The sequence below is a fragment of the Klebsiella quasivariicola genome (genome assembly GCF_002269255.1).
GTDB lineage: Bacteria > Pseudomonadota > Gammaproteobacteria > Enterobacterales > Enterobacteriaceae > Klebsiella > Klebsiella quasivariicola.
On the sequence record NZ_CP022823.1, the window covers coordinates 1574215 to 1593504 of the forward strand.

Annotated in this window: 18 protein-coding genes and 1 tRNA gene; 12 read left to right on the top strand and 7 right to left on the bottom strand. The window is 56.4% G+C overall.

Annotated elements, in window-relative coordinates; all coding sequences use genetic code 11:
• Positions 1 to 2 precede the first annotated feature (2 nt).
• From B8P98_RS08070 to B8P98_RS08085, 4 genes are all read right to left on the bottom strand, one after another.
• Positions 3 to 842 (bottom strand): hypothetical protein, encoded by an 840-nt coding sequence (locus B8P98_RS08070; protein ID WP_095033616.1) that lies wholly within the window; start codon positions 840 to 842, stop codon positions 3 to 5.
• A 362-nt stretch (positions 843 to 1204) separates the two neighbouring features.
• Positions 1205 to 1687, bottom strand: coding sequence for a WbuC family cupin fold metalloprotein (locus B8P98_RS08075; protein ID WP_095032865.1), 483 nt, complete (start codon positions 1685 to 1687; stop codon positions 1205 to 1207).
• Positions 1688 to 1935: 248 nt separating this feature from the next.
• Positions 1936 to 2010, bottom strand: a tRNA-Arg gene (locus B8P98_RS08080).
• A gap of 89 nt (positions 2011 to 2099) precedes the next feature.
• Positions 2100 to 3029, bottom strand: a complete 930-nt coding sequence (locus B8P98_RS08085) for a formate/nitrite transporter family protein (RefSeq protein WP_080896885.1) — start codon at positions 3027 to 3029, stop codon at positions 2100 to 2102.
• Positions 3030 to 3318: 289 nt separating this feature from the next.
• Here B8P98_RS08085 and mlaA point away from each other — a divergent pair, with 289 nt between their 5' ends.
• On the top strand, positions 3319 to 4080 hold the full coding sequence (gene mlaA, locus B8P98_RS08090; RefSeq protein ID WP_002913362.1) for a phospholipid-binding lipoprotein MlaA: 762 nt from the start codon (positions 3319 to 3321) through the stop codon (positions 4078 to 4080).
• 61 nt (positions 4081 to 4141) lie between these two features.
• On the opposite strand, the gene fadL is transcribed toward mlaA, so the two are convergent.
• Positions 4142 to 5464 carry a long-chain fatty acid transporter FadL gene (fadL, locus tag B8P98_RS08095; RefSeq protein ID WP_042929920.1) on the bottom strand — a complete coding sequence of 441 codons (1323 nt, stop codon included), beginning with the start codon at positions 5462 to 5464 and terminating at the stop codon, positions 4142 to 4144.
• 371 nt (positions 5465 to 5835) lie between these two features.
• Here fadL and B8P98_RS08100 point away from each other — a divergent pair, with 371 nt between their 5' ends.
• The 4 genes from B8P98_RS08100 to sixA all read left to right on the top strand — a co-directional run bounded on the left by B8P98_RS08100 (position 5836) and on the right by sixA (position 10428).
• Complete coding sequence (locus tag B8P98_RS08100) at positions 5836 to 6120, top strand: YfcZ/YiiS family protein (RefSeq protein ID WP_025714531.1); 285 nt, start codon at positions 5836 to 5838, stop codon at positions 6118 to 6120.
• 158 nt (positions 6121 to 6278) lie between these two features.
• On the top strand, positions 6279 to 7589 hold the full coding sequence (fadI, locus tag B8P98_RS08105; protein WP_095032866.1) for an acetyl-CoA C-acyltransferase FadI: 1311 nt from the start codon (positions 6279 to 6281) through the stop codon (positions 7587 to 7589).
• Positions 7589 to 9733, top strand: coding sequence for a fatty acid oxidation complex subunit alpha FadJ (fadJ, locus tag B8P98_RS08110; RefSeq protein WP_095032867.1), 2145 nt, complete (start codon positions 7589 to 7591; stop codon positions 9731 to 9733). The genes fadI and fadJ overlap by 1 nt, the downstream gene beginning before the upstream one ends.
• A gap of 209 nt (positions 9734 to 9942) precedes the next feature.
• Positions 9943 to 10428 (top strand): phosphohistidine phosphatase SixA, encoded by a 486-nt coding sequence (sixA, locus tag B8P98_RS08115; protein WP_002913355.1) that lies wholly within the window; start codon positions 9943 to 9945, stop codon positions 10426 to 10428.
• A 20-nt stretch (positions 10429 to 10448) separates the two neighbouring features.
• Here the strand turns inward: sixA and smrB are convergent, their stop codons facing one another.
• On the bottom strand, positions 10449 to 11000 hold the full coding sequence (smrB, locus tag B8P98_RS08120) for an endonuclease SmrB (protein WP_004201792.1): 552 nt from the start codon (positions 10998 to 11000) through the stop codon (positions 10449 to 10451).
• Positions 11001 to 11167: 167 nt separating this feature from the next.
• Between smrB and prmB the strand changes: the two genes are divergently transcribed.
• The 6 genes from prmB to B8P98_RS08150 are packed head-to-tail and all read left to right on the top strand — an operon-like array spanning position 11168 to position 15724.
• A complete protein-coding gene (gene prmB / locus B8P98_RS08125) occupies positions 11168 to 12100 on the top strand; it encodes a 50S ribosomal protein L3 N(5)-glutamine methyltransferase (RefSeq protein ID WP_080896888.1) in 933 nt (310 codons plus the stop codon).
• 41 nt (positions 12101 to 12141) lie between these two features.
• Complete coding sequence (aroC, locus tag B8P98_RS08130) at positions 12142 to 13227, top strand: chorismate synthase (RefSeq protein ID WP_025713435.1); 1086 nt, start codon at positions 12142 to 12144, stop codon at positions 13225 to 13227.
• A gap of 2 nt (positions 13228 to 13229) precedes the next feature.
• On the top strand, positions 13230 to 14054 hold the full coding sequence (gene mepA / locus B8P98_RS08135; RefSeq protein ID WP_080896889.1) for a penicillin-insensitive murein endopeptidase: 825 nt from the start codon (positions 13230 to 13232) through the stop codon (positions 14052 to 14054).
• Positions 14054 to 14863: a sulfite exporter TauE/SafE family protein gene (locus B8P98_RS08140; protein ID WP_025713433.1), complete on the top strand. Its 810-nt coding sequence runs from the start codon at positions 14054 to 14056 to the stop codon at positions 14861 to 14863. Before mepA ends, B8P98_RS08140 begins: the two co-directional genes overlap by 1 nt.
• Complete coding sequence (locus tag B8P98_RS08145; protein ID WP_025713432.1) at positions 14863 to 15411, top strand: elongation factor P hydroxylase; 549 nt, start codon at positions 14863 to 14865, stop codon at positions 15409 to 15411. Before B8P98_RS08140 ends, B8P98_RS08145 begins: the two co-directional genes overlap by 1 nt.
• A 31-nt stretch (positions 15412 to 15442) precedes the next feature.
• Complete coding sequence (locus B8P98_RS08150) at positions 15443 to 15724, top strand: YfcL family protein (RefSeq protein WP_025713431.1); 282 nt, start codon at positions 15443 to 15445, stop codon at positions 15722 to 15724.
• A gap of 61 nt (positions 15725 to 15785) precedes the next feature.
• On the opposite strand, the gene mnmC is transcribed toward B8P98_RS08150, so the two are convergent.
• Positions 15786 to 17774 (bottom strand): bifunctional tRNA (5-methylaminomethyl-2-thiouridine)(34)-methyltransferase MnmD/FAD-dependent 5-carboxymethylaminomethyl-2-thiouridine(34) oxidoreductase MnmC, encoded by a 1989-nt coding sequence (gene mnmC, locus B8P98_RS08155; RefSeq protein WP_095032868.1) that lies wholly within the window; start codon positions 17772 to 17774, stop codon positions 15786 to 15788.
• Positions 17775 to 17932: 158 nt separating this feature from the next.
• Between mnmC and fabB the strand changes: the two genes are divergently transcribed.
• Positions 17933 to 19153, top strand: coding sequence for a beta-ketoacyl-ACP synthase I (gene fabB / locus B8P98_RS08160; RefSeq protein WP_025713429.1), 1221 nt, complete (start codon positions 17933 to 17935; stop codon positions 19151 to 19153).
• The last annotated feature ends 137 nt before the right edge of the window (positions 19154 to 19290 follow it).

Sequence of the window (19290 nt, forward strand, 5' to 3'; positions counted from 1 at the left end):
CGCTAATAATGCTCACTGGACAGAGTATCTTCCCTGAGCATTCCTTCTTCTTTGAGTCTTTCCAGCACATGACGAAAGAGCTGGGCTTTGTCTGGCTCAGCCATATTCTGCAGCTTTTCATTAAATATGGTAGGAGACTGAATAATATAGTGAATAAACTCCAGTAATACCTCATTTTGCGGCAGCAAGGTTAATTCCTGTTGAATATAAGAGGAATGCTCGAGTAGTGGATTTTTTGTCACATCCATCGGTCGGGCACTAATACTGTGAGCGTATATTTTCTCAATAGCCTGGCTGGTGATATAGATACGGTTTAATGATATGGCGGGACGTTCATCTTCATCCGGAATGAAATGACAATAAACAAACGGTTTATCAGGCAACATCATGCTAAGTTTGCTTTCGCGAATAATATCAACAGGCGCTTCCAGCAAGGCCATTAAATTCCGGCAATGTGGATGCCAGAGTCCTGAGGCAGATACCTTAACGTTGAACTGCGTCACCGTATTTCCGCGCAGGGTTTCCATCATCGGAATATCCCCTTCAAGCCGCAAAATGCTGCGGATATGGGAGTGGGGCGACCAGATAGTCTCCGCGGCCTCGGCTGAGGCAAGCGGACTGAACGCGGTCGTGACGTCTTTTTCCTGATGAGAAAGGACGGCGATTTTTAATGTGCCCCGCGTTGGGTTGAGCTTCAGACATAGATTGATCGCGCCAATATCATGCCAGTGAAGAATGTCTTCAAGTTCACAGTTTAATAATTTTTGCGCCCGCGCCAGGGAGCAGTACTCCATGGGCGGTAAATTATTTAGCTTCCAGATGTTCCGTTCTGTTATATTCATAAAATCATATGTCGATGAAAACATAAATGGCCATGGTCAGCAAACCTGAGCTGATTACAATCATTTATTCTTTTCGCTGACTTCCTTTACCTGTTGAATAAATCCATTCACATTGAGAATAATATAATGATTAATTGGCTATTGTTATTGTTTTACTGCTAAATACTTACTTTATCGCGTTATCTTATCATCTCTTAATCGTAGAGAAAAATAGTTTGCTGAATCTAACTATTTCTCCACACAGCTGAAAAGTTGAGAACGACCGGTAGCGCGGTATGCAAGGGTTCTGTGTCTGTGGCAGATTTTGCGAACGATTGGGCAAATCAAACAGACGCCTGCGGCGTCCGTTTGATCGTGGCTTTTTATCGCGCTGCAGTTGGGAAACGGTCACCCGGTTGCGCGATGGCATACCATGCCATCATTTCTGCAGTGCCCGGCTGGCCTTCAGCTGGCGCCCAGGCCATGGTGTCCATTTCAGCAAGCGGCTGATAAGCGCCTTGTTTGACTTCAAACACCATTCCGCCAGCGTCCAGTGACAGCACCGTATGCCAGGTGCCAGCCTCCATTTCCAGCGCCGTACAGGTTTCACCCAGCACCACCCGGTTGGTGACCACGCCGTTGTCATCAAAATTCAGTACCACGAATCGGCCTTTCAGCGGCAGTAAAAGTTCGAAGGTATGTCTGTGCCGGTGCGGGCGGATATAGGTGCCAGGTTCCATGGCGATGGCCAGACGCTGTATCGGGTCGCTCAGTTCAGGATGAAAATTGCGATGCGCGCGCAAACGTGGCGCATGGGCTGCCGCTTCGCTCTGCTGCTGCATATCGCTAAGGGTGATCTGTTTCATATCAACGTCTGGCTCCTGTATCGTCCAGAGAAGGTTGTAAAAGGTCGCGGCTACTGACTGAAAAAGTCAGAAGGTATTGTACGCAGAAATGCGCGTTGCTGTCGGTTTATTGTCTGCGTGATTGACAAAGACACGTTCCTTCCTGGCAGGACTAACCATACTGAAATCGTCGGCTAATTATGATTGCGAGAAGAATACGTTCTGGCTGGTGTTTAGGTCATCGTGGTGAATGGCGGGCAACGTTTATATGGTGTCCCCTGCAGGAATCGAACCTGCAACTAGCCCTTAGGAGGGGCTCGTTATATCCATTTAACTAAGGGGACAAGGCGGCACGAGTATAGCGTTTTTTGTCCGCCTGAGTAAGAGCCATACCGTCTGACTGCTTAAACCCTCGCCACTCAGGGCGCTTTTTTTATGCCCTGTCGGCGTTTTTGGCTTTCTCCGCCGCCTGGGTGCGGGCTTCCGCTTTTCGCTTACTGCTCATGTCGTTACGGATCTGCGCATGGCTCAGCAGTGCGAAGATGAAGGTCCCGCCGCAGATATTTCCCGCCAGCGTCGGCAGGGCGAACGGCCAGATAAAGTCCGTCCAGGGCAGGTTTCCGTTAAATACCAGATAAAGTATCTCGACCGATCCCACCACGATATGAGTTGTATCCGCCAGGGCGATAAGCCAGGTCATGAGAATAATCACCACGATTTTGGCGGCGCCGGCGACAGGAAACATCCAGACCATGGTGGCAACCAGCCAGCCGGAAATAATCGCGTTGGCGAACATCTCTGTCGGGCTATTTTTCATGACGTCTTCGGCGATGCTAACAAAGGCCTGACGGGTTGGCTCATCAAATATAGGCATATAATTGAAGGCCCAGGCGGCCACTGCGGTGCCGATGAGATTGCCCGCCAGTACTACCGACCATAACCGCATCAGTAAACCGACGTTGCCGGGAGTAGGATTGTGCATCACCGGCAGAACGGCGGTGACCGTATTTTCAGTGAACAGCTGCTGGCGAGCCATAATCACAATAATAAAGCCAAAGGTGTATCCGAGGTTTTCCAGTAAAAAACCGCCCGGGATCCCCTCCAGTTTGACGTGAAAAATCCCCTTCGCCAGCAGGGAGGCTCCCATCGACAGACCGGCTGCAATCGCTGACCACAGCAGGGCCAGCGCATCGCGCTCCATCTCTTTTTCTCCTTCCTGGCGAATATGTTCATGGATCGCCATCGCCCGCGAGGGAAGGCGATCTTCATTCACTTCTATCTCTTCACCACGCTGATTTTCCTCACTTTCAACTTCTCGTTCGTCATCCTCTGGCTTTAATTTGTTATTGTCTAGTTCATCCATTTCGTGGTCCTCGCTATCAATCTGTATAGTAATAGCGTAGCGGCTTTCCCTGCCGTCTGGCTGGGCATACTCTGAAATCGCAAAAATGGTAACGTCAGATTTTTGTCGCTCCGGTAGAATAGGAGCCCCGCGATCTCGTTATTCCCAGGCTATGATCAAATCAACAACTTGGGTGATATAGACATCGTTCAACGTGCTGTTACAATCGCTCACATCTTTACGGGCGGAAGCGTTGTCTTTCCGTCATGGATGGCAACTCGCGATAGCCATAAAAACCAGGGAGACATCTATGAATTATCGCCTGTCGGCGCTTGCGCTTGGCGCCACATTGCTGGTGGGATGTGCCAGTTCCAGCTCTGGCGATCGGCCGCAGGGGCGTTCAGACCCGTTAGAAGGGTTTAACCGCACGATGTTCAATTTCAACTTTAATGTGGTTGATCCTTACGTGCTTCGCCCGGTAGCGGTGGCATGGCGTGACTATGTCCCGCAGCCGGCGCGCAATGGGTTAAGCAACTTTACCAGTAACCTGGAAGAGCCAGCGGTGATGGTGAACTACTTCCTGCAGGGCGATCCCTATAAAGGTATGGTGCATTTTACCCGCTTCTTCCTGAACACCATTCTCGGTATGGGTGGGCTTATCGATGTGGCCGGGATGGCGAATCCGCAGCTACAGCGCGTTGAGCCGCATCGTTTCGGCAGTACGCTTGGCCATTATGGCGTTGGCTATGGCCCGTATGTTCAGTTGCCGTTCTATGGAAGCTTTACCCTGCGCGATGAAGGCGGCGATATGGCCGATGGCCTGTATCCGGTGCTCTCCTGGCTGACCTGGCCGATGTCGATCGGTAAATGGGCGGTGGAAGGGATTGAGACGCGTGCTCAGTTGCTGGATTCCGACGGCCTGCTGCGCCAGTCTTCCGATCCTTACATTCTGATGCGTGAAGCCTACTTCCAGCGTCATGATTTTATCGCTAACGGCGGTAAGCTGACCCCGGCGGACAACCCGAATGCCCAGGCTATTCAGGATGAACTGAAAGATATCGATTCACAGTGATCGGCGAATGATAAAAAAAGGGTGAACATCATGTTCACCCTTTTTTGTTGTGCGCGGCTTATCAGAAGCGGTAGTTGAAGTTGGCGCCGTACAGCCAGGCGGTCCCTTCGGAACGGAAGGTATACGGGCCTTCCTTAATTTCAACATGCTGCCCATGCATATAGGATATCCCAACGTCAACTGACGCATCCTGGTTGAAGGCGTAAGTGGTACCCGCGCTCAGCCACAGACGATCCTGATCCGGAATAGAGATGGAGCGATTGCTGGCCGGTACCGGGCTGTCATCGAAGGCAATACCGGTACGGAAGGTCCAGTTATCGTCGTAATAATAGGTGGTCCCCAGCGCAAGACGATAGGCGTCTTTAAAGCCTTCCTCTTTATAGAACAGCGTCTGGCCGTTGCTGCCGGTCGCTTTCAGCTCCTGGAACTGACTCCAGCTGGTGTAGGTCAGGCTGTAGTGGACCGCCCACTGCGGTGCCACACGGTTATAACCCGACAGCTCCCACATTTCCGGCAGGTTAAGCGTCAATGAACCATTGGTGGTCTGACCGTTGGTTCCCGCGGGCAGGCCGAAGTTACCAAGGATCTGGTTATAAGCCGCCGGCAGACTGCTGCGGTAGTTACCGTCGAAGTCGATCTTCACCTCAGAACGGTAGGTTAAACCGTAGCGGTTGTTCTTATCCAGCTCATAGAGGATCCCGGCGTTCCAGCCAAAGCCCCACGCGTTGCCGTTAAGATGGGCGATCTGCGTGTCGGCCGGGATCTTCGCCACCTGGCCTGCCAGCGCTGGCGGCAGCGCGCCAGAGCCAGCGACAATCTGACCCAAATCGCCAGCATAGCGCTCAATCTTCGCCTTGGCGTAGACCGCATCAAAACCTAAGCCAAAGCTCCAGTTGCTGTCGAGGCGGTAGGCGCCGCTCAGGTTGAAGTTAGCGGTGGTCAGGTCGGTTTTACCGCCCATGCTGCCGGCCGCATAGTCGTCGTTGTATTCCGTTGCCAGGCCATAGTTAGAGGTGATGGACGCCCCCCAACCAAATTGATCGTTAATCGGCGCGACAAAGTGGAAGTTAGGCACCCACGCCGTCGGGGCAATATTGTCCGCATTCAGGCTTTTACCGGTGGGGGAGGTGCCCGAAACATTAACGCCCGGGTCGACAAAAACGGCGCCCGCCGACATGGTCGGGCGGTCAAACATCATAATTAATGCCGGGTTACGACTGGCATTACCAGCATCGTCAGCGATAGCACCTTCACCGGAATAGGCGCGACCCAGCCCCGATGCAGAGAATTCGTTGAGCTGGAAGCCTGCTGACCAGGCTTGGGTGGAAACAAGTGCGACAGCCACTGCAAGGGCAGATTGGGTAAAGCGGGTTTTCTGGCTCATGCCCATAACCTCATTGAGTTATTTTTTTTTAAACTATGTTACATGCCGTAACAGAAGCGCGGGAGTGTAGGGTCTGCGGTACAACCAAGAAATCAGACCAGTGCGCTGAGTATAGGTCTGACCAGATGAGTTGTTGCAAGTTTGTTTATGAAGTTTTTCAATTGTGATAACAGAAACGCGATCCAGCTGGCAAAAATCCCGGAGAGAGCAAGGGGAACAGAAGGGGATTTTTGTTTTAGATCATTTTTAAGTGTGATTTCTGTCACTTAACGCCGCCAGGGCGATTCTCGGCTGGAGGCTCACCGGGGGCAGGGCTTAAAATAAACACAATTTGTCTGGCACCGCAGGTGCATCTCCAGAGGAAATCCACGATGAGTAAATGTAGCGCTGATGAAACCCCGGTTTGCTGCTGTATGGATGTTGGCACGATTGTTGACAACACCGACTGCACCGCCTCATACAGTCGCGTATTCGCCAACCGCGCGGAAGCCGAGCAAACGCTCGCCGCGTTAAGCGAAAAAGCCCGCAATGTCGAATCTGAGCCGTGCAAAATTAACCCAACCTTTACTGACGTTGACGGCGGTGTGCAGCTGGATATCGATTTTGTTTTCAGCTGCGAAGCAGAATCGCTGATCTTCCAGCTGGGCTTACGTTAATCCCTCCTCCTGACGCCCCGAATACGGGGCGTTACCTTTTCTCTTCACTGTGTTTTGGCTCGCAATTTTGCGCTTCTCCGATTGGCTTAATGTAAAAAATTAGTTAAGAATGCTATCAGGTCAGACCACTTGGTTGTCTTGGTTAACAGGGGAGTGTTATGAGTCAGGCATTACCGCTTATCACCCGTCAGGGCGATCGCATTGCCATTGTCACGGGGTTACGCACGCCGTTCGCGCGTCAGGCAACGGCTTTTCATGGCGTTCCGGCCGTTGATTTAGGAAAAATGGTGGTTGGCGAGATGCTGGCGCGCAACGACATTCCTGCCGAAGTCATCGAGCAACTGGTCTTTGGCCAGGTGGTGCAGATGCCGGAAGCGCCGAACATCGCCAGAGAAATTGTGCTGGGTACCGGCATGAGCGTTCATACTGACGCCTATAGCGTCAGCCGCGCCTGCGCCACCAGTTTCCAGGCCGTGGCGAACGTCGCTGAAAGCCTGATGGCCGGCACCATCCGCGCCGGTATTGCCGGCGGCGCCGACTCCTCCTCGGTATTGCCCATTGGGGTCAGTAAAACACTGGCCCGTACGCTGGTGGATGCCAATAAGGCCCGCTCGCTGAGTCAGAAACTGAAGCTGTTTTCGCGTCTGCGGCCGCGCGACCTGTTACCGGTTCCTCCGGCGGTGGCGGAATATTCAACCGGTTTGCGGATGGGCGATACCGCCGAGCAGATGGCAAAAAGCTGGGGGATCGCCCGGGAACAACAGGATGCACTGGCGCATCGTTCGCACCAGTTGGCGGCCAAAGCCTGGGAAGAGGGAAAGTTGTCGGCAGAGGTAATGACCGCCTATGCTCCCCCTTTTCGCGAGCCGCTGGAGCAGGATAATAACATTCGTAAAAATTCAACACTCGCTGATTATCAGAAGTTACGCCCGGCCTTCGACCGCAAACATGGCACCGTCACCGCCGCCAACAGTACGCCGCTGACGGACGGCGCGGCAGCGGTGATCCTGATGACCGAGTCCAGGGCCAAAGAGCTGGGGCTGAGGCCGCTGGGTTATCTGCGCAGCTACGCCTTTACCGCTATTGATGTCTGGCAGGATATGCTGCTGGGACCAGCGTGGTCCACGCCGCTGGCGCTGGAGAGAGCTGGCCTGACGCTGGCGGATCTGACGCTTATCGATATGCACGAAGCCTTCGCCGCGCAGACCCTGGCCAATCTCCAGTGTCTGGCAAGCGAACGCTTTGCCCGCGAGGTGCTGGGACGCACGCAGGCCACCGGCGAGGTAGAGGAGAGCAAGTTTAACGTCCTCGGCGGCTCTATCGCCTATGGGCACCCCTTTGCCGCCACCGGCGCGCGAATGATCACCCAGACGCTGCATGAGCTGCGGCGGCGGGGCGGGGGATTTGGCCTGGTGACGGCCTGCGCGGCAGGTGGTCTGGGTGCGGCGATGATTCTGGAGGCTGAATAATGGATGCTGTTTCCGCTTTTAAGCTTGAGGTCCGTGAGGACAAGGTCGCGGTGATCACCATCGATGCCCCGGGTGAGAAAATGAATACCCTGAAAGCTGAGTTCGGCAATCAGGTGCGCGGCTTGATACGCCAGGTTCGTGATGATAAGTCATTGCGCGGCGTGGTGTTTATCTCCGCCAAAGCGGATAACTTTATCGCTGGCGCAGACATTAACATGATTGCCCGCTGCCAAAGCGCGCAGGAGGCGGAGTCGCTGGCGCGCCAGGGACAGCAGATTATGTCTGAGATCCATGGCTTATCGATCCCGGTGATTGCCGCCATCCACGGCGCCTGCCTTGGTGGTGGTCTGGAACTGGCGCTGGCCTGTCACGCCCGCATCTGTAGCGATGACGAAAAAACCCGACTCGGTTTGCCGGAAGTGCAGCTTGGCCTGCTGCCGGGTTCCGGCGGGACACAGCGTTTACCGCGGTTGATTGGCGTCAGCACCGCGCTGGATATGATGCTCACCGGCAGGCAGCTGCGTGCGCGACAGGCGCTGAAAGCCGGTCTGGTAGACGAGGTGGTGCCGCAGGCGATTTTACTGCAGGCGGCGGTGGAGCTGGCGCTGAAGGGGCGACCGGCCAGCCGGGATATGCCGGTACGCGAACGCGTGCTGGCGGGGCCTTTGGGCCGCCATCTGTTATTCCAGTTTGTCGGCAAACAAACGCAGCGTAAAACCCAGGGGAATTATCCGGCGGTGAAGCGAATTCTGCAGGTTGTCGAGAATGGTCTGGCCCACGGCTGCAGCAGCGGTTACGCCGAAGAAGCTCGCGCGTTTGGTGAACTGGCGATGACCCCGCAATCGCAGGCGCTTCGCTCAATCTTCTTTGCCAGTACCGATCTGAAAAAAGATCGTGGCGCCGAAGCAGAGCCCAGGCCGCTGACGAACATTGCGGTGCTGGGCGGCGGCCTGATGGGCGGGGGAATCGCCTATGTGACCGCCTGTAAGGGCGGGCTGCCGGTGCGCATTAAAGATATCCAGCCGCGTGGCATCAACCACGCCTTAAAGTACAGCTGGGATCTGTTGAATAAACAGGTTCGCCTGCGTCGTCTGCGCCCGGGCGAGCGCGATCGCCAGATGGCGTTGATCTCCGGCGCCACAGACTATCAGGGCTTTGCTCATCGCGACGTGGTGATTGAGGCGGTATTTGAGGACCTGGCTCTCAAACAGCGGATGGTCAGCGAAGTGGAACAATACGGTGGGAAGCAGACCATCTTTGCGTCGAACACCTCATCGTTACCGATCGGCGATATTGCCGCCCACGCCAGCCGTCCGGAGCAGGTAATCGGCCTGCATTTTTTTAGTCCGGTGGAGAAAATGCCGCTGGTGGAAGTGATCCCGCATAAGGGAACTGACCCGCAGACTATCGCCACCGTGGTGCAGCTGGCTAAACGGCAGGGAAAAACGCCGATTGTTGTCGCAGATAAAGCGGGCTTTTATGTGAATCGCATACTGGCGCCGTATATCAATGAAGCGATGCGCCTGCTGGTGGAAGGCGAACCGGTTGAGGTGATTGATAACGCGTTGGTTAAATTCGGTTTTCCGGTGGGGCCGATTCAACTGCTCGATGAGGTGGGTATCGATACCGGCACCAAAATTATCCCCGTGCTGGAGAGCGCGTTTGGAGAACGTTTTAGCCCGCCTGCAAACATCATTGACGCGATTTTGAAGGACGATCGCAAAGGTAGAAAAAATAATCGTGGTTTCTATCTTTATGAGACAAAAGGGCGTAAAAGCAAAAAACGGCCCGACCCGGCAGTCTATCCGCTGCTGGGCATCGACCGCTCCCCGTCGCGGCTCTCCGCGCAGCAGGTGGCGGAGCGCTGTGTGATGATGATGCTTAACGAGGCGGCGCGCTGCTTTGATGAGCGAATTATCCGCAGCGCGCGCGATGGCGATATCGGCGCCGTCTTTGGTATAGGGTTTCCGCCATTTCTTGGCGGCCCGTTCCGGTATATGGATACTATCGGCGCGGGTGAAGTTGCCGCGATCCTGCAGCGCCTGGCCGCCCAGTACGGCCCACGTTTTACACCCTGTGACACTTTGTTACGCATGGCCGAACAGGGGACAACCTTTTGGCCAGCGGATGAACGGCTGACCTAAGTTGTGGTCAAAGAAGGTAAATCCGGCTACGGATGACGCTGTTGATTGGCTGTTTTGTAAACAATGATTGACTATACTTACGCCATTGAGGTAAAAAACAGCGTTTCATTCGTGGAATGGATCAGGCACAATGCCCGGCCACCGGGTCGCCTGCGTATTGTCTTCGCAGGCCAAACTACGGTGCTTCTGGTTAACAAAAGCGGTGCAATATGCAAGTTTTTATTATGCGTCACGGCGACGCTGCCCTCGATGCAGCCAGTGACTCGGTTCGTCCATTAACCGTATGCGGTTGTGATGAGTCTCGTCAGATGGCAACCTGGCTGAAAGGTCAAAAAGTGGATATTGAGCGCGTTCTTGTCAGTCCCTATCTGCGTGCAGAACAGACGCTGGATATTGTTGGGGAGTGTATGAACCTGCCAAAACATGTCGACGTGATGCCGGAACTCACGCCGTGCGGCGATGTGGGAATGGTGAGCGCCTATCTTCAGGCGCTGGCGAATGAAGGCGTGGCGACGGCGCTGGTCGTCTCTCACCTGCCGCTGGTGGGGTATCTGGTCTCAGAGCTGTGTCCGGGGGAAACGCCCCCGATGTTCACCACCTCGGCTATCGCCTGCGTGACGCTGGACGCCGACGGCAAAGGTGAGTTCCTCTGGCAGAAAAGCCCCTGCAACCTCAAGATGGCCAACGCCATCTGACGGCCCCCCGGAGCCCGCCGTTACGGCAGCTCCGGCGGTTGCCACTCCTCGACCTCAATCAATATCAGCAGTGCGGCGTCACCGCCGTACTCTTTGGGTGCCTGGTGAAACGCCATAATATGCGGGTGCTGCGCCAGCCACAGCGGGGTTTGCTGTTTGAGAATGTGTTTGCCGTGCCCGTGCATCACGCAGGCGCAAAACACATGTTCGCGACGGCAGGCGGCAATCAGTGCCCCCAGCTCCTGTTTGGCCTGCTGCTGGGTGAGCCCATGCAGATCGAGAAACAGCTCTGGCGAATAATCCCCACGGCGCAGCTTTTTTAACTCAAAATGGCTGACGTCGGCGCGGACATATTTCGTCGAGCCTTCGGTATTCAGCAACGGCTGAAACTCATCAGAGAAATAGTGGCTGTTATCGGCCTGTTCCTGCAGCAAACGCTTAGGAGCAACCTCGGTGATTTTCTTGCGCTGCGGGCGGTGAACGATGGTGTCCTGCTTGATCTTTCGTGTACCGGTCATCAGCTGACGGAACAGCGCCTGATCCTCCTCGCTAAGCGATGTCTTCTTTTTCATTGTCCGCTCTCATGAATACTTTGCGCTAGTTTACCCGACTCAATATCCCTTCGGGCAAGGAAAACCTGTTTTTTCCCCGGCCACCCCACGCAAGAATGCTGATTTATCGCCGTCTTCATGGCACACTAGCCGCCGAATTTATAGCAGAGTGTGCCCTGGAGGATGTCGTGGATAAAATTTTTGTTGATGAGGCAGTCAATGAGCTGCATACCATTCAGGACATGCTGCGCTGGGCGGTCAGCCGTTTCAGCGCTGCTAACATCTGGTACGGTCACGGCACCGATAACCCGTGGGATGAGGCGGTTCAGCTGGTGCTGCCGTCCCTCTACCTGCCGCTTGATATCCCGGAAGATATGCGCACTGCGCGCCTGACCTCCAGCGAGAAACACCGCATCGTAGAGCGGGTGATCCGCCGTGTGAACGAGCGTGTTCCCGTCGCCTATCTGACCAACAAAGCGTGGTTCTGCGGTCATGAGTTTTACGTTGATGAGCGGGTGCTGGTGCCGCGCTCCCCGATTGGCGAACTGATCAATAACCAGTTTGCCGGGCTGATTAACCACAAACCGCAGCACATCCTTGATATGTGCACCGGCAGTGGCTGTATCGCCATCGCCTGCGCCTATGCCTTCCCCGAGGCGGAAGTCGATGCGGTGGATATCTCCCCGGATGCGCTGGCTGTCGCCGAGCACAACGTCGAGTCCCATGGCCTGATCCATCACGTGACGCCGATCCGTTCCGACCTGTTCCGCGATTTGCCGAAGCTGCAGTACGATCTGATTGTCACCAATCCGCCGTATGTGGATGAAGAGGACATGGCCGATCTGCCGGAAGAGTATGAGCATGAGCCGGTGCTGGGTCTGGCCTCCGGGAGCGATGGCCTGAAGCTGACGCGCCGCATCCTCGGCAATGCGCCGGATTATCTCAGCGACGACGGGGTTCTGATTTGTGAAGTCGGTAACAGCATGGTACATCTGATGGAGCAGTATCCGGACGTGCCGTTTACCTGGCTTGAGTTTGATAACGGCGGTGACGGCGTCTTTATGCTGACCAAACAGCAGCTGATTGACGCTCGTGCGCACTTCGGTATTTATAAAGACTAAAAAAACAACACGCCAACATAACGACAAAGAATGGAGCCGTGATGGCAGGAAATACAATTGGACAACTCTTTCGCGTCACTACCTTCGGCGAGTCGCACGGCCTGGCGCTGGGCTGCATCGTTGACGGTGTGCCGCCGGGCATTCCGCTGACCGAAGCCGACCTGCAGCACGATCTCGATCGTCGCCGCCCGGGCACCTCGCGTTACACCACGCAGCGTCGCGAGCCGGATCAGGTTAAAATCCTCTCCGGCGTCTTCGAAGGCGTTACCACCGGGACCAGTATCGGTCTGCTGATTGAGAATACCGATCAGCGTTCGCAGGATTACGGCGCTATCAAAGATCTGTTCCGTCCGGGCCACGCCGATTACACCTACGAGCAAAAGTATGGTCTGCGCGACTATCGCGGCGGCGGTCGTTCTTCTGCGCGCGAAACCGCGATGCGCGTGGCGGCCGGGGCGATTGCCAAAAAATTCCTCGCCGCGAAGTTCGGCATTGTCATTCGCGGCTGCCTGACACAGATGGGTGATATTCCGCTGGCTATCAAAGACTGGGATCAGGTTGAGCAGAATCCCTTCTTCTGCCCGGATCCAGATAAAATTGACGCCCTGGACGAGCTGATGCGCGGCCTGAAAAAAGAGGGTGACTCTATAGGCGCCAAAGTTACCGTCGTTGCCGACGGCGTACCGCCGGGTCTCGGCGAGCCGGTCTTCGATCGCCTTGACGCCGACATCGCCCACGCGCTGATGAGTATTAACGCGGTGAAAGGCGTGGAGATTGGCGACGGTTTCGAGGTGGTGAAGCTGCGCGGCAGCGAAAACCGCGATGAAATCACCAAAGCCGGATTCCAGAGCAACCACGCCGGCGGCATTCTTGGCGGCATCAGCAGCGGACAGCAGATCGTTGCCAACATCGCGCTGAAGCCTACCTCCAGTATTACCGTTCCCGGTCATACGATTAACCGCTTTGGCGAAGAGGTGGAGATGATCACCAAAGGGCGTCACGATCCGTGCGTCGGCATTCGCGCCGTACCGATCGCTGAGGCGATGCTGGCGATCGTTTTGATGGATCACTTTATGCGTCAGCGCGCGCAGAATGGCGACGTGACGACGACAATTCCACGCTGGTAACCATGAAAAACACCGTTATCGCCCTGCTGGCGCTGCTGGTCAGCGCCGGTAGCCTGGCCGCCACGCCGTGGCAGAAAATAACCCAGCCGATCGGCGGCAGCGCCCAGTCAATTGGTGCGTTTTCCAATGGCTGTATCGTTGGCGCCGAGGCGCTTCCTCTGAGTGCTACCGGCTATCAGGTGATGCGTACCGATCAGCGTCGTTACTTCGGTCATCCGGATCTGGTGCAGTTCATTCAGCGCCTGAGTAATCAGGTGCACAATAAAGGCATGGGAACCGTGCTGATTGGCGATATGGGGATGCCGGCGGGCGGGCGCTTTAACGGCGGCCACGCCAGTCACCAGACGGGGCTGGATGTCGATATCTTTCTCCAACTGCCGCAAACGCGCTGGACATCGTCTCAGCTGTTGAAGCCGCAGGCGCTGGACCTGGTCGCCAGCGACGGCAAACGCGTGGTACCGTCGCTGTGGAGTCCGCAAATCAGCCAGCTGATCAAGCTGGCGGCGGAAGATAGCGAGGTTACCCGTATTTTCGTCAACCCGGCGATTAAACAGCAGCTGTGCCTGGACGCGGGCAGCGACCGCCAGTGGCTGCGTAAAGTCCGTCCCTGGTTCCAGCATCGCGCCCATATGCATGTCCGTCTACGTTGTCCGGCGGGGAGCCTCGAGTGTGAAGATCAGGCACCGCCACCGCCTGGCGATGGCTGTGGGGCTGAGTTGCAGAGCTGGTTCGAACCTCCTAAACCTGGGTCTACCCCTCCTGTGAAGAAGACGCCGCCGCCGCTGCCGCCTTCCTGCCAGGCGCTACTGGATGAGCATGTGCTGTAATGGATAGTTTTATCGAATTATTTGCCGTATCGCCGCTGGTGCTGGTGGTACTCTTTTTTGTCGCCATCCTGGCCGGTTTTATTGACTCACTGGCGGGGGGCGGGGGCTTACTGACCGTGCCGGCGCTGATGGCGGCCGGAATGCCACCAGCCCAGGCGCTGGCCACTAACAAGCTGCAGGCCTGTGGCGGATCGCTCTCGGCGACCCTCTATTTTGTGCGGCGCAAGGTGGTCAGTCTCGCCGATCAGAAGCTGAATATTCTGATGACCTTTATTGGCTCGACCGCCGGGGCCCTGCTGGTCCAGCACGTCCAGTCCGATATTCTTAAGCAGATCCTGCCGTTGCTGGTGATCGGTATTGGCCTCTATTTCCTGCTGATGCCGAAACTGGGCGAAGCCGACCGGCAGCGTCGCCTGTACGGTTTGCCATTTGCCCTGGTCGCCGGCGGCAGCGTTGGATTTTACGACGGCTTTTTTGGCCCCGGCGCCGGTTCGTTTTATGCACTGGCTTTTGTCACCCTGGCCGGGTTTAATCTGGCGAAGTCGACGGCCCATGCCAAACTGCTGAACGCCACCTCAAACGTCGGCGGCCTGCTGCTGTTTATCATCGGTGGGAAAGTTATCTGGGCCACCGGCTTTGTGATGATGGCCGGACAGTTTATTGGCGCCCGTGCCGGCTCCCGGCTGGTGCTGAGTAAAGGGCAGTCGCTGATCCGGCCGATGATCGTCATCGTCTCGGCGGTGATGAGCGCGAAACTTCTCTTCGACAGCCACGGGGCGGAGATTTTGCAGTGGTTGGGAATTCATTAATGCAACAGCAACACCATTATCAGCAGCTGATTGACCTCTTCGACAGCTGCTTTGCCGAAGATTTTAATACTCGCCTGATTAAAGGCGACGATGAGCCGATCTACCTTCCGGCAGACGATGAAACGCCGTATCACCGTATCGTGTTTGCGCACGGATTTTTTGCCAGCGCCCTGCACGAGATTTCTCACTGGTGTATCGCTGGCAAAGCCCGCCGTGAGCTGGTGGATTTTGGTTACTGGTACTGCCCGGATGGCCGCGATGCGATGACCCAAAGCCAGTTTGAGAACGTTGAGGTCAAACCGCAGGCCTTCGACTGGCTGTTCTGCGTGGCGGCGGGATTTCCGTTTAACGTCAGCTGTGACAATCTGGAAGGGGACGTTGAGCCCGATCGCATCGCCTTCCAGCGCCGGGTGCATGCTCAGGTGATGACTTTGCTTGAACAAGGGATCCCCGAGCGTCCGGCGCGCTTTATTCGCGCATTACAACACTATTATCAAACGCCGCCATTGACGGCGGAACATTTTCCGTGGCCGGAAGACCTGCACTAAGGCCACACATGACATGACAAGAGGTAAGATGATGATCGCGGAGTTTGAATCACGCATTCTGGCGCTGATTGACAACATGGTAGACCACGCCAGTGATGATGAACTGTTTGCCGGCGGTTATCTGCGTGGCCACCTGACGCTGGCGGTGGCTGAGCTGGAAGGAGAGGGCGAGCATTCCGCTGAAGCCGTCAACAGCAAGGTCAGCCAGAGCCTGGAGAAAGCCATCAACGCTGGCGAACTGTCGCCGCCGGACCAAATTCTGGTGCAGGGGATGTGGCATAACCTGTATCAGCAGGCGAAAAATCAGGCCTGAGCCATGTTGTAGCCCGGGTCAGGCGTCAGCCGTACCCGGGAAATTGCCTGTCCTGATGGTTTTATTTCACCGCTTTTCCCTTCAGCAGTTTTCTCACCCACAGCCGATTCGGATTCAGTGCCGCCAGAGTATCGCTATCCAGCGGCAGCGGTTCACTGCTCATTTGCGCCGCCAGCAGCTCAGCGCTTAACGGCGCGGTGCACAGTCCCCGCGATCCGAGCGCGCCAAGCATAAACAGGTTGTGACAGACCGGCGCATTACCGGCGTGATCCTGTTGTTCGTGGAGGCTGGCATATTGCGTCAATGTTGCCTCATAGTCCGGTACATTGCCGACCATTGGCAGGTGATCGCGGGTGGCGCAGCGCACGCCGCAGCGGGCGTCATTGGCGCTGATGTCCACATCCTGTGGCCATTCTGCGCCAGGGAAGCAGTCGATCAACCGTTGCCGGTTGTGCTGCTGATCTTCTTCACTGAAGGTGATGTCGCTCCGCCCGCGATGGTAGCTGGCGCCAATGCAGTGCTGCTGATTGCGCGGATTTTGCGGCGTCAGGTAGCCGTCGTAGCACAGCACCTGGCGCAGGGCGGAAAGCAGCGGGGTGGTGGGAATATGGCTGACCTGGCCGCCAACAGGGTAGACCGGTAGCTGGGCGGTTTGTGCAAAATCCGCAATGCGGTGACCGTTGGCCAGCACCACCGCCTGATGATAGCGCTGCTGATTGAGCAGCCAGCCCTCGCCCTCCGCGCTCAGAGTATTAACCTGATAACCATAGTGCACGTGCAGACCGCGAGTGGCCGCCAGCGCCAGCAGTTCGGCGGTAAGCTGCTGCGGGCAGAGCCAGCCGCCGGCCGGATAGGCGACGCCGCCGCAGCCGGTATCAACGCCGGTCAGCTCGGCGACCTGCTCTGCTGTCACCGAGCAGGCGATCTCAGGGGGTAAATTGAGCGCCAGCATCTGGGCGATTTTGTGCGCGCTTTTCTCATCCCAGCCGAGCTGGGTGACACCGCACCATTCGTGATCGAACATCACCGGCAGCGCGTCATACATTCGGCGGGCGAAGGTAAAGGCAGCCGGGAAAAAGCGTGCCAGCGCCGGATCGTGCTGGCTTAACAGTGGGTACAGTGCGCCCTGGCGATTGCCGGAGGCGCCCTGCGCTGGAGCCTCATCGGCGCAGTAAAGGGTCACCTGCCAGCCGCGGCGCAGCAAGGCGAGTGAGAGCAGGGCGCTGGCGATCCCGCCGCCGATGATGGCTGCCTCGCGGGCATCGCTGCTACTGCGAGCGAACCAGGGGGCCTGCGCAGGAAAGCTCAGCGTTTGCGCCATCTCGCCGGTCAGCATCTCCCGCTTGCGGCCGAAGCCTTTGGTTTTACGCATGGTAAAGCCGGCCTCCTGCAGGCCGCGGCGGACAAAGCCGGCGGAGGTAAAGGTGGCCAGCGTCCCGCCGGGACGCGCCAGGCGCGCCATGGCGTTAAACAGATCCTGGGTCCACATGTCGGGATTTTTCGCCGGGGCAAAACCGTCGAGAAACCAGGCGTCCACCTGCTGGTTTAGCGAATCATCCAGCTCACTGGTCAGCTCATTAATATCGCCAAACCACAGATCGAGCGTCACCCGCCCGCCGTCGAGTAGCAAACGATGGCACCCGGCGAAGGCTGATGGCCATTGCGCCTGCAGCTGTTCCGCCCACGGGGCCAGCTCTGGCCAGCGCTGATGCGCCAGGTGCAGATCCTCAGCCTTCAGCGGAAATTTCTCAAAACTGATGAAATGTAACCTTTGCAGGGTAACGTCCGGGTTATCGCGAACAAAAACGTCAAAGGCCTGCCAGAGGGTGAGGAAATTGAGCCCGGTACCGAAGCCGCTCTCCGCGACGATCATCAACGGGCGAGGGTGGCTGACGAAGCGCTCCGGCAGGCGATTTCCACCGAGAAAAACGTAGCGCGTCTCTTCCAGACCGTTGTCATTGGAAAAGTAAACATCGTCGAAATCTCGGGAAACAGGTGTACCCTCAGCGTTGAATTCCAGGTTGGCTGGTTGTATGGCGTTTTGTTTCACGTAAGTTACTCGAATCACAAGGCGTAGCACGATCTTAACGATGTGTGCCTGAGGGCGCAAATTTATACATAAAATGTCTGATCGGACTTGTTCGGCGTACAAGTGTACGCTATTGTGCGACACGAAACTTAAAATAGTGCGACTTACAGAGGTATTTAATGAAACGTGCAGTGATTACTGGCTTGGGCATCGTTTCCAGCATCGGTAATAACCAGCAGGAAGTCCTGGCATCTCTGCGTGAAGGACGTTCAGGGATCACTTTCTCTCAGGAGCTTAAAGATTCAGGGATGCGCAGCCACGTATGGGGCAACGTCAAACTGGATACCACTGGCCTCATTGACCGCAAAGTAGTGCGCTTCATGAGCGACGCCTCCATCTATGCTTACCTGTCCATGGAACAGGCCGTTGCCGACGCAGGTCTGGCGCCGGAAGCATACCAGAATAACCCGCGTGTCGGTCTGATTGCAGGCTCCGGCGGCGGTTCCCCGAAATTCCAGGTCTTCGGCGCCGATGCCATGCGCAGCCCGCGTGGTCTGAAAGCCGTGGGCCCGTATGTGGTCACCAAAGCGATGGCTTCCGGCGTTTCCGCCTGCCTCGCCACGCCGTTCAAAATTCACGGCGTGAATTACTCCATCAGCTCGGCCTGCGCCACTTCCGCACACTGTATCGGTAACGCGGTAGAGCAGATCCAGCTGGGCAAACAGGACATCGTCTTTGCCGGCGGCGGCGAAGAGCTGTGCTGGGAAATGGCCTGCGAGTTCGACGCCATGGGCGCGCTGTCCACCAAATACAATGACACTCCGGAAAAAGCGTCCCGTACCTATGATGCTAACCGTGACGGCTTCGTTATCGCCGGCGGCGGCGGTATGGTCGTGGTGGAAGAGCTGGAACACGCCCTGGCGCGTGGCGCACATATCTATGCGGAAATCGTCGGCTACGGCGCAACCTCCGATGGCGCTGACATGGTCGCCCCGTCTGGCGAAGGCGCGGTGCGCTGCATGCAGATGGCGATGCACGGCGTTGATACGCCGATCGATTACCTGAACTCCCACGGTACGTCTACTCCGGTCGGCGACGTGAAAGAGCTGGGCGCCATTCGCGAAGTGTTCGGCGACAACAGCCCGGCTATCTCGGCAACCAAAGCGATGACCGGCCACTCGCTGGGCGCGGCGGGCGTACAGGAAGCTATCTACTCCCTGCTGATGCTGGAGCACGGTTTTATCGCGCCGAGCATCAACGTCGAAGAGCTGGACGAGCAGGCTGCCGGCCTGAACATCGTCACCAAACCGACTGACGCTAAGCTGACCACCGTGATGTCCAACAGCTTCGGCTTCGGTGGCACCAACGCCACGCTGGTAATGCGTAAATACCACGCCTAATCAGCACGCGATGCACAGAGGGGAGCCACCGGCTCCCCTTTTTTGTCATCTTGACAGGGTAAAGGCCCGCAGGCACACTGCTGGCGGATCCATTAGTCTCTCCACTAATGCGTAAGCGTTTAACGTCAACCAACGCG

Coding starts and splice junctions, on each gene's coding strand:
- B8P98_RS08070 (WP_095033616.1), bottom strand. CDS start 842: ATGAATATAACAGAACGGAACATCTGGAAGCTAAATAATTTACCGCCC.
- B8P98_RS08075 (WP_095032865.1), bottom strand. CDS start 1,687: ATGAAACAGATCACCCTTAGCGATATGCAGCAGCAGAGCGAAGCGGCA.
- B8P98_RS08085 (WP_080896885.1), bottom strand. CDS start 3,029: ATGGATGAACTAGACAATAACAAATTAAAGCCAGAGGATGACGAACGA.
- mlaA (WP_002913362.1), top strand. CDS start 3,319: ATGAATTATCGCCTGTCGGCGCTTGCGCTTGGCGCCACATTGCTGGTG.
- fadL (WP_042929920.1), bottom strand. CDS start 5,464: ATGAGCCAGAAAACCCGCTTTACCCAATCTGCCCTTGCAGTGGCTGTC.
- B8P98_RS08100 (WP_025714531.1), top strand. CDS start 5,836: ATGAGTAAATGTAGCGCTGATGAAACCCCGGTTTGCTGCTGTATGGAT.
- fadI (WP_095032866.1), top strand. CDS start 6,279: ATGAGTCAGGCATTACCGCTTATCACCCGTCAGGGCGATCGCATTGCC.
- fadJ (WP_095032867.1), top strand. CDS start 7,589: ATGGATGCTGTTTCCGCTTTTAAGCTTGAGGTCCGTGAGGACAAGGTC.
- sixA (WP_002913355.1), top strand. CDS start 9,943: ATGCAAGTTTTTATTATGCGTCACGGCGACGCTGCCCTCGATGCAGCC.
- smrB (WP_004201792.1), bottom strand. CDS start 11,000: ATGAAAAAGAAGACATCGCTTAGCGAGGAGGATCAGGCGCTGTTCCGT.
- aroC (WP_025713435.1), top strand. CDS start 12,142: ATGGCAGGAAATACAATTGGACAACTCTTTCGCGTCACTACCTTCGGC.
- mepA (WP_080896889.1), top strand. CDS start 13,230: ATGAAAAACACCGTTATCGCCCTGCTGGCGCTGCTGGTCAGCGCCGGT.
- B8P98_RS08140 (WP_025713433.1), top strand. CDS start 14,054: ATGGATAGTTTTATCGAATTATTTGCCGTATCGCCGCTGGTGCTGGTG.
- B8P98_RS08145 (WP_025713432.1), top strand. CDS start 14,863: ATGCAACAGCAACACCATTATCAGCAGCTGATTGACCTCTTCGACAGC.
- B8P98_RS08150 (WP_025713431.1), top strand. CDS start 15,443: ATGATCGCGGAGTTTGAATCACGCATTCTGGCGCTGATTGACAACATG.
- fabB (WP_025713429.1), top strand. CDS start 17,933: ATGAAACGTGCAGTGATTACTGGCTTGGGCATCGTTTCCAGCATCGGT.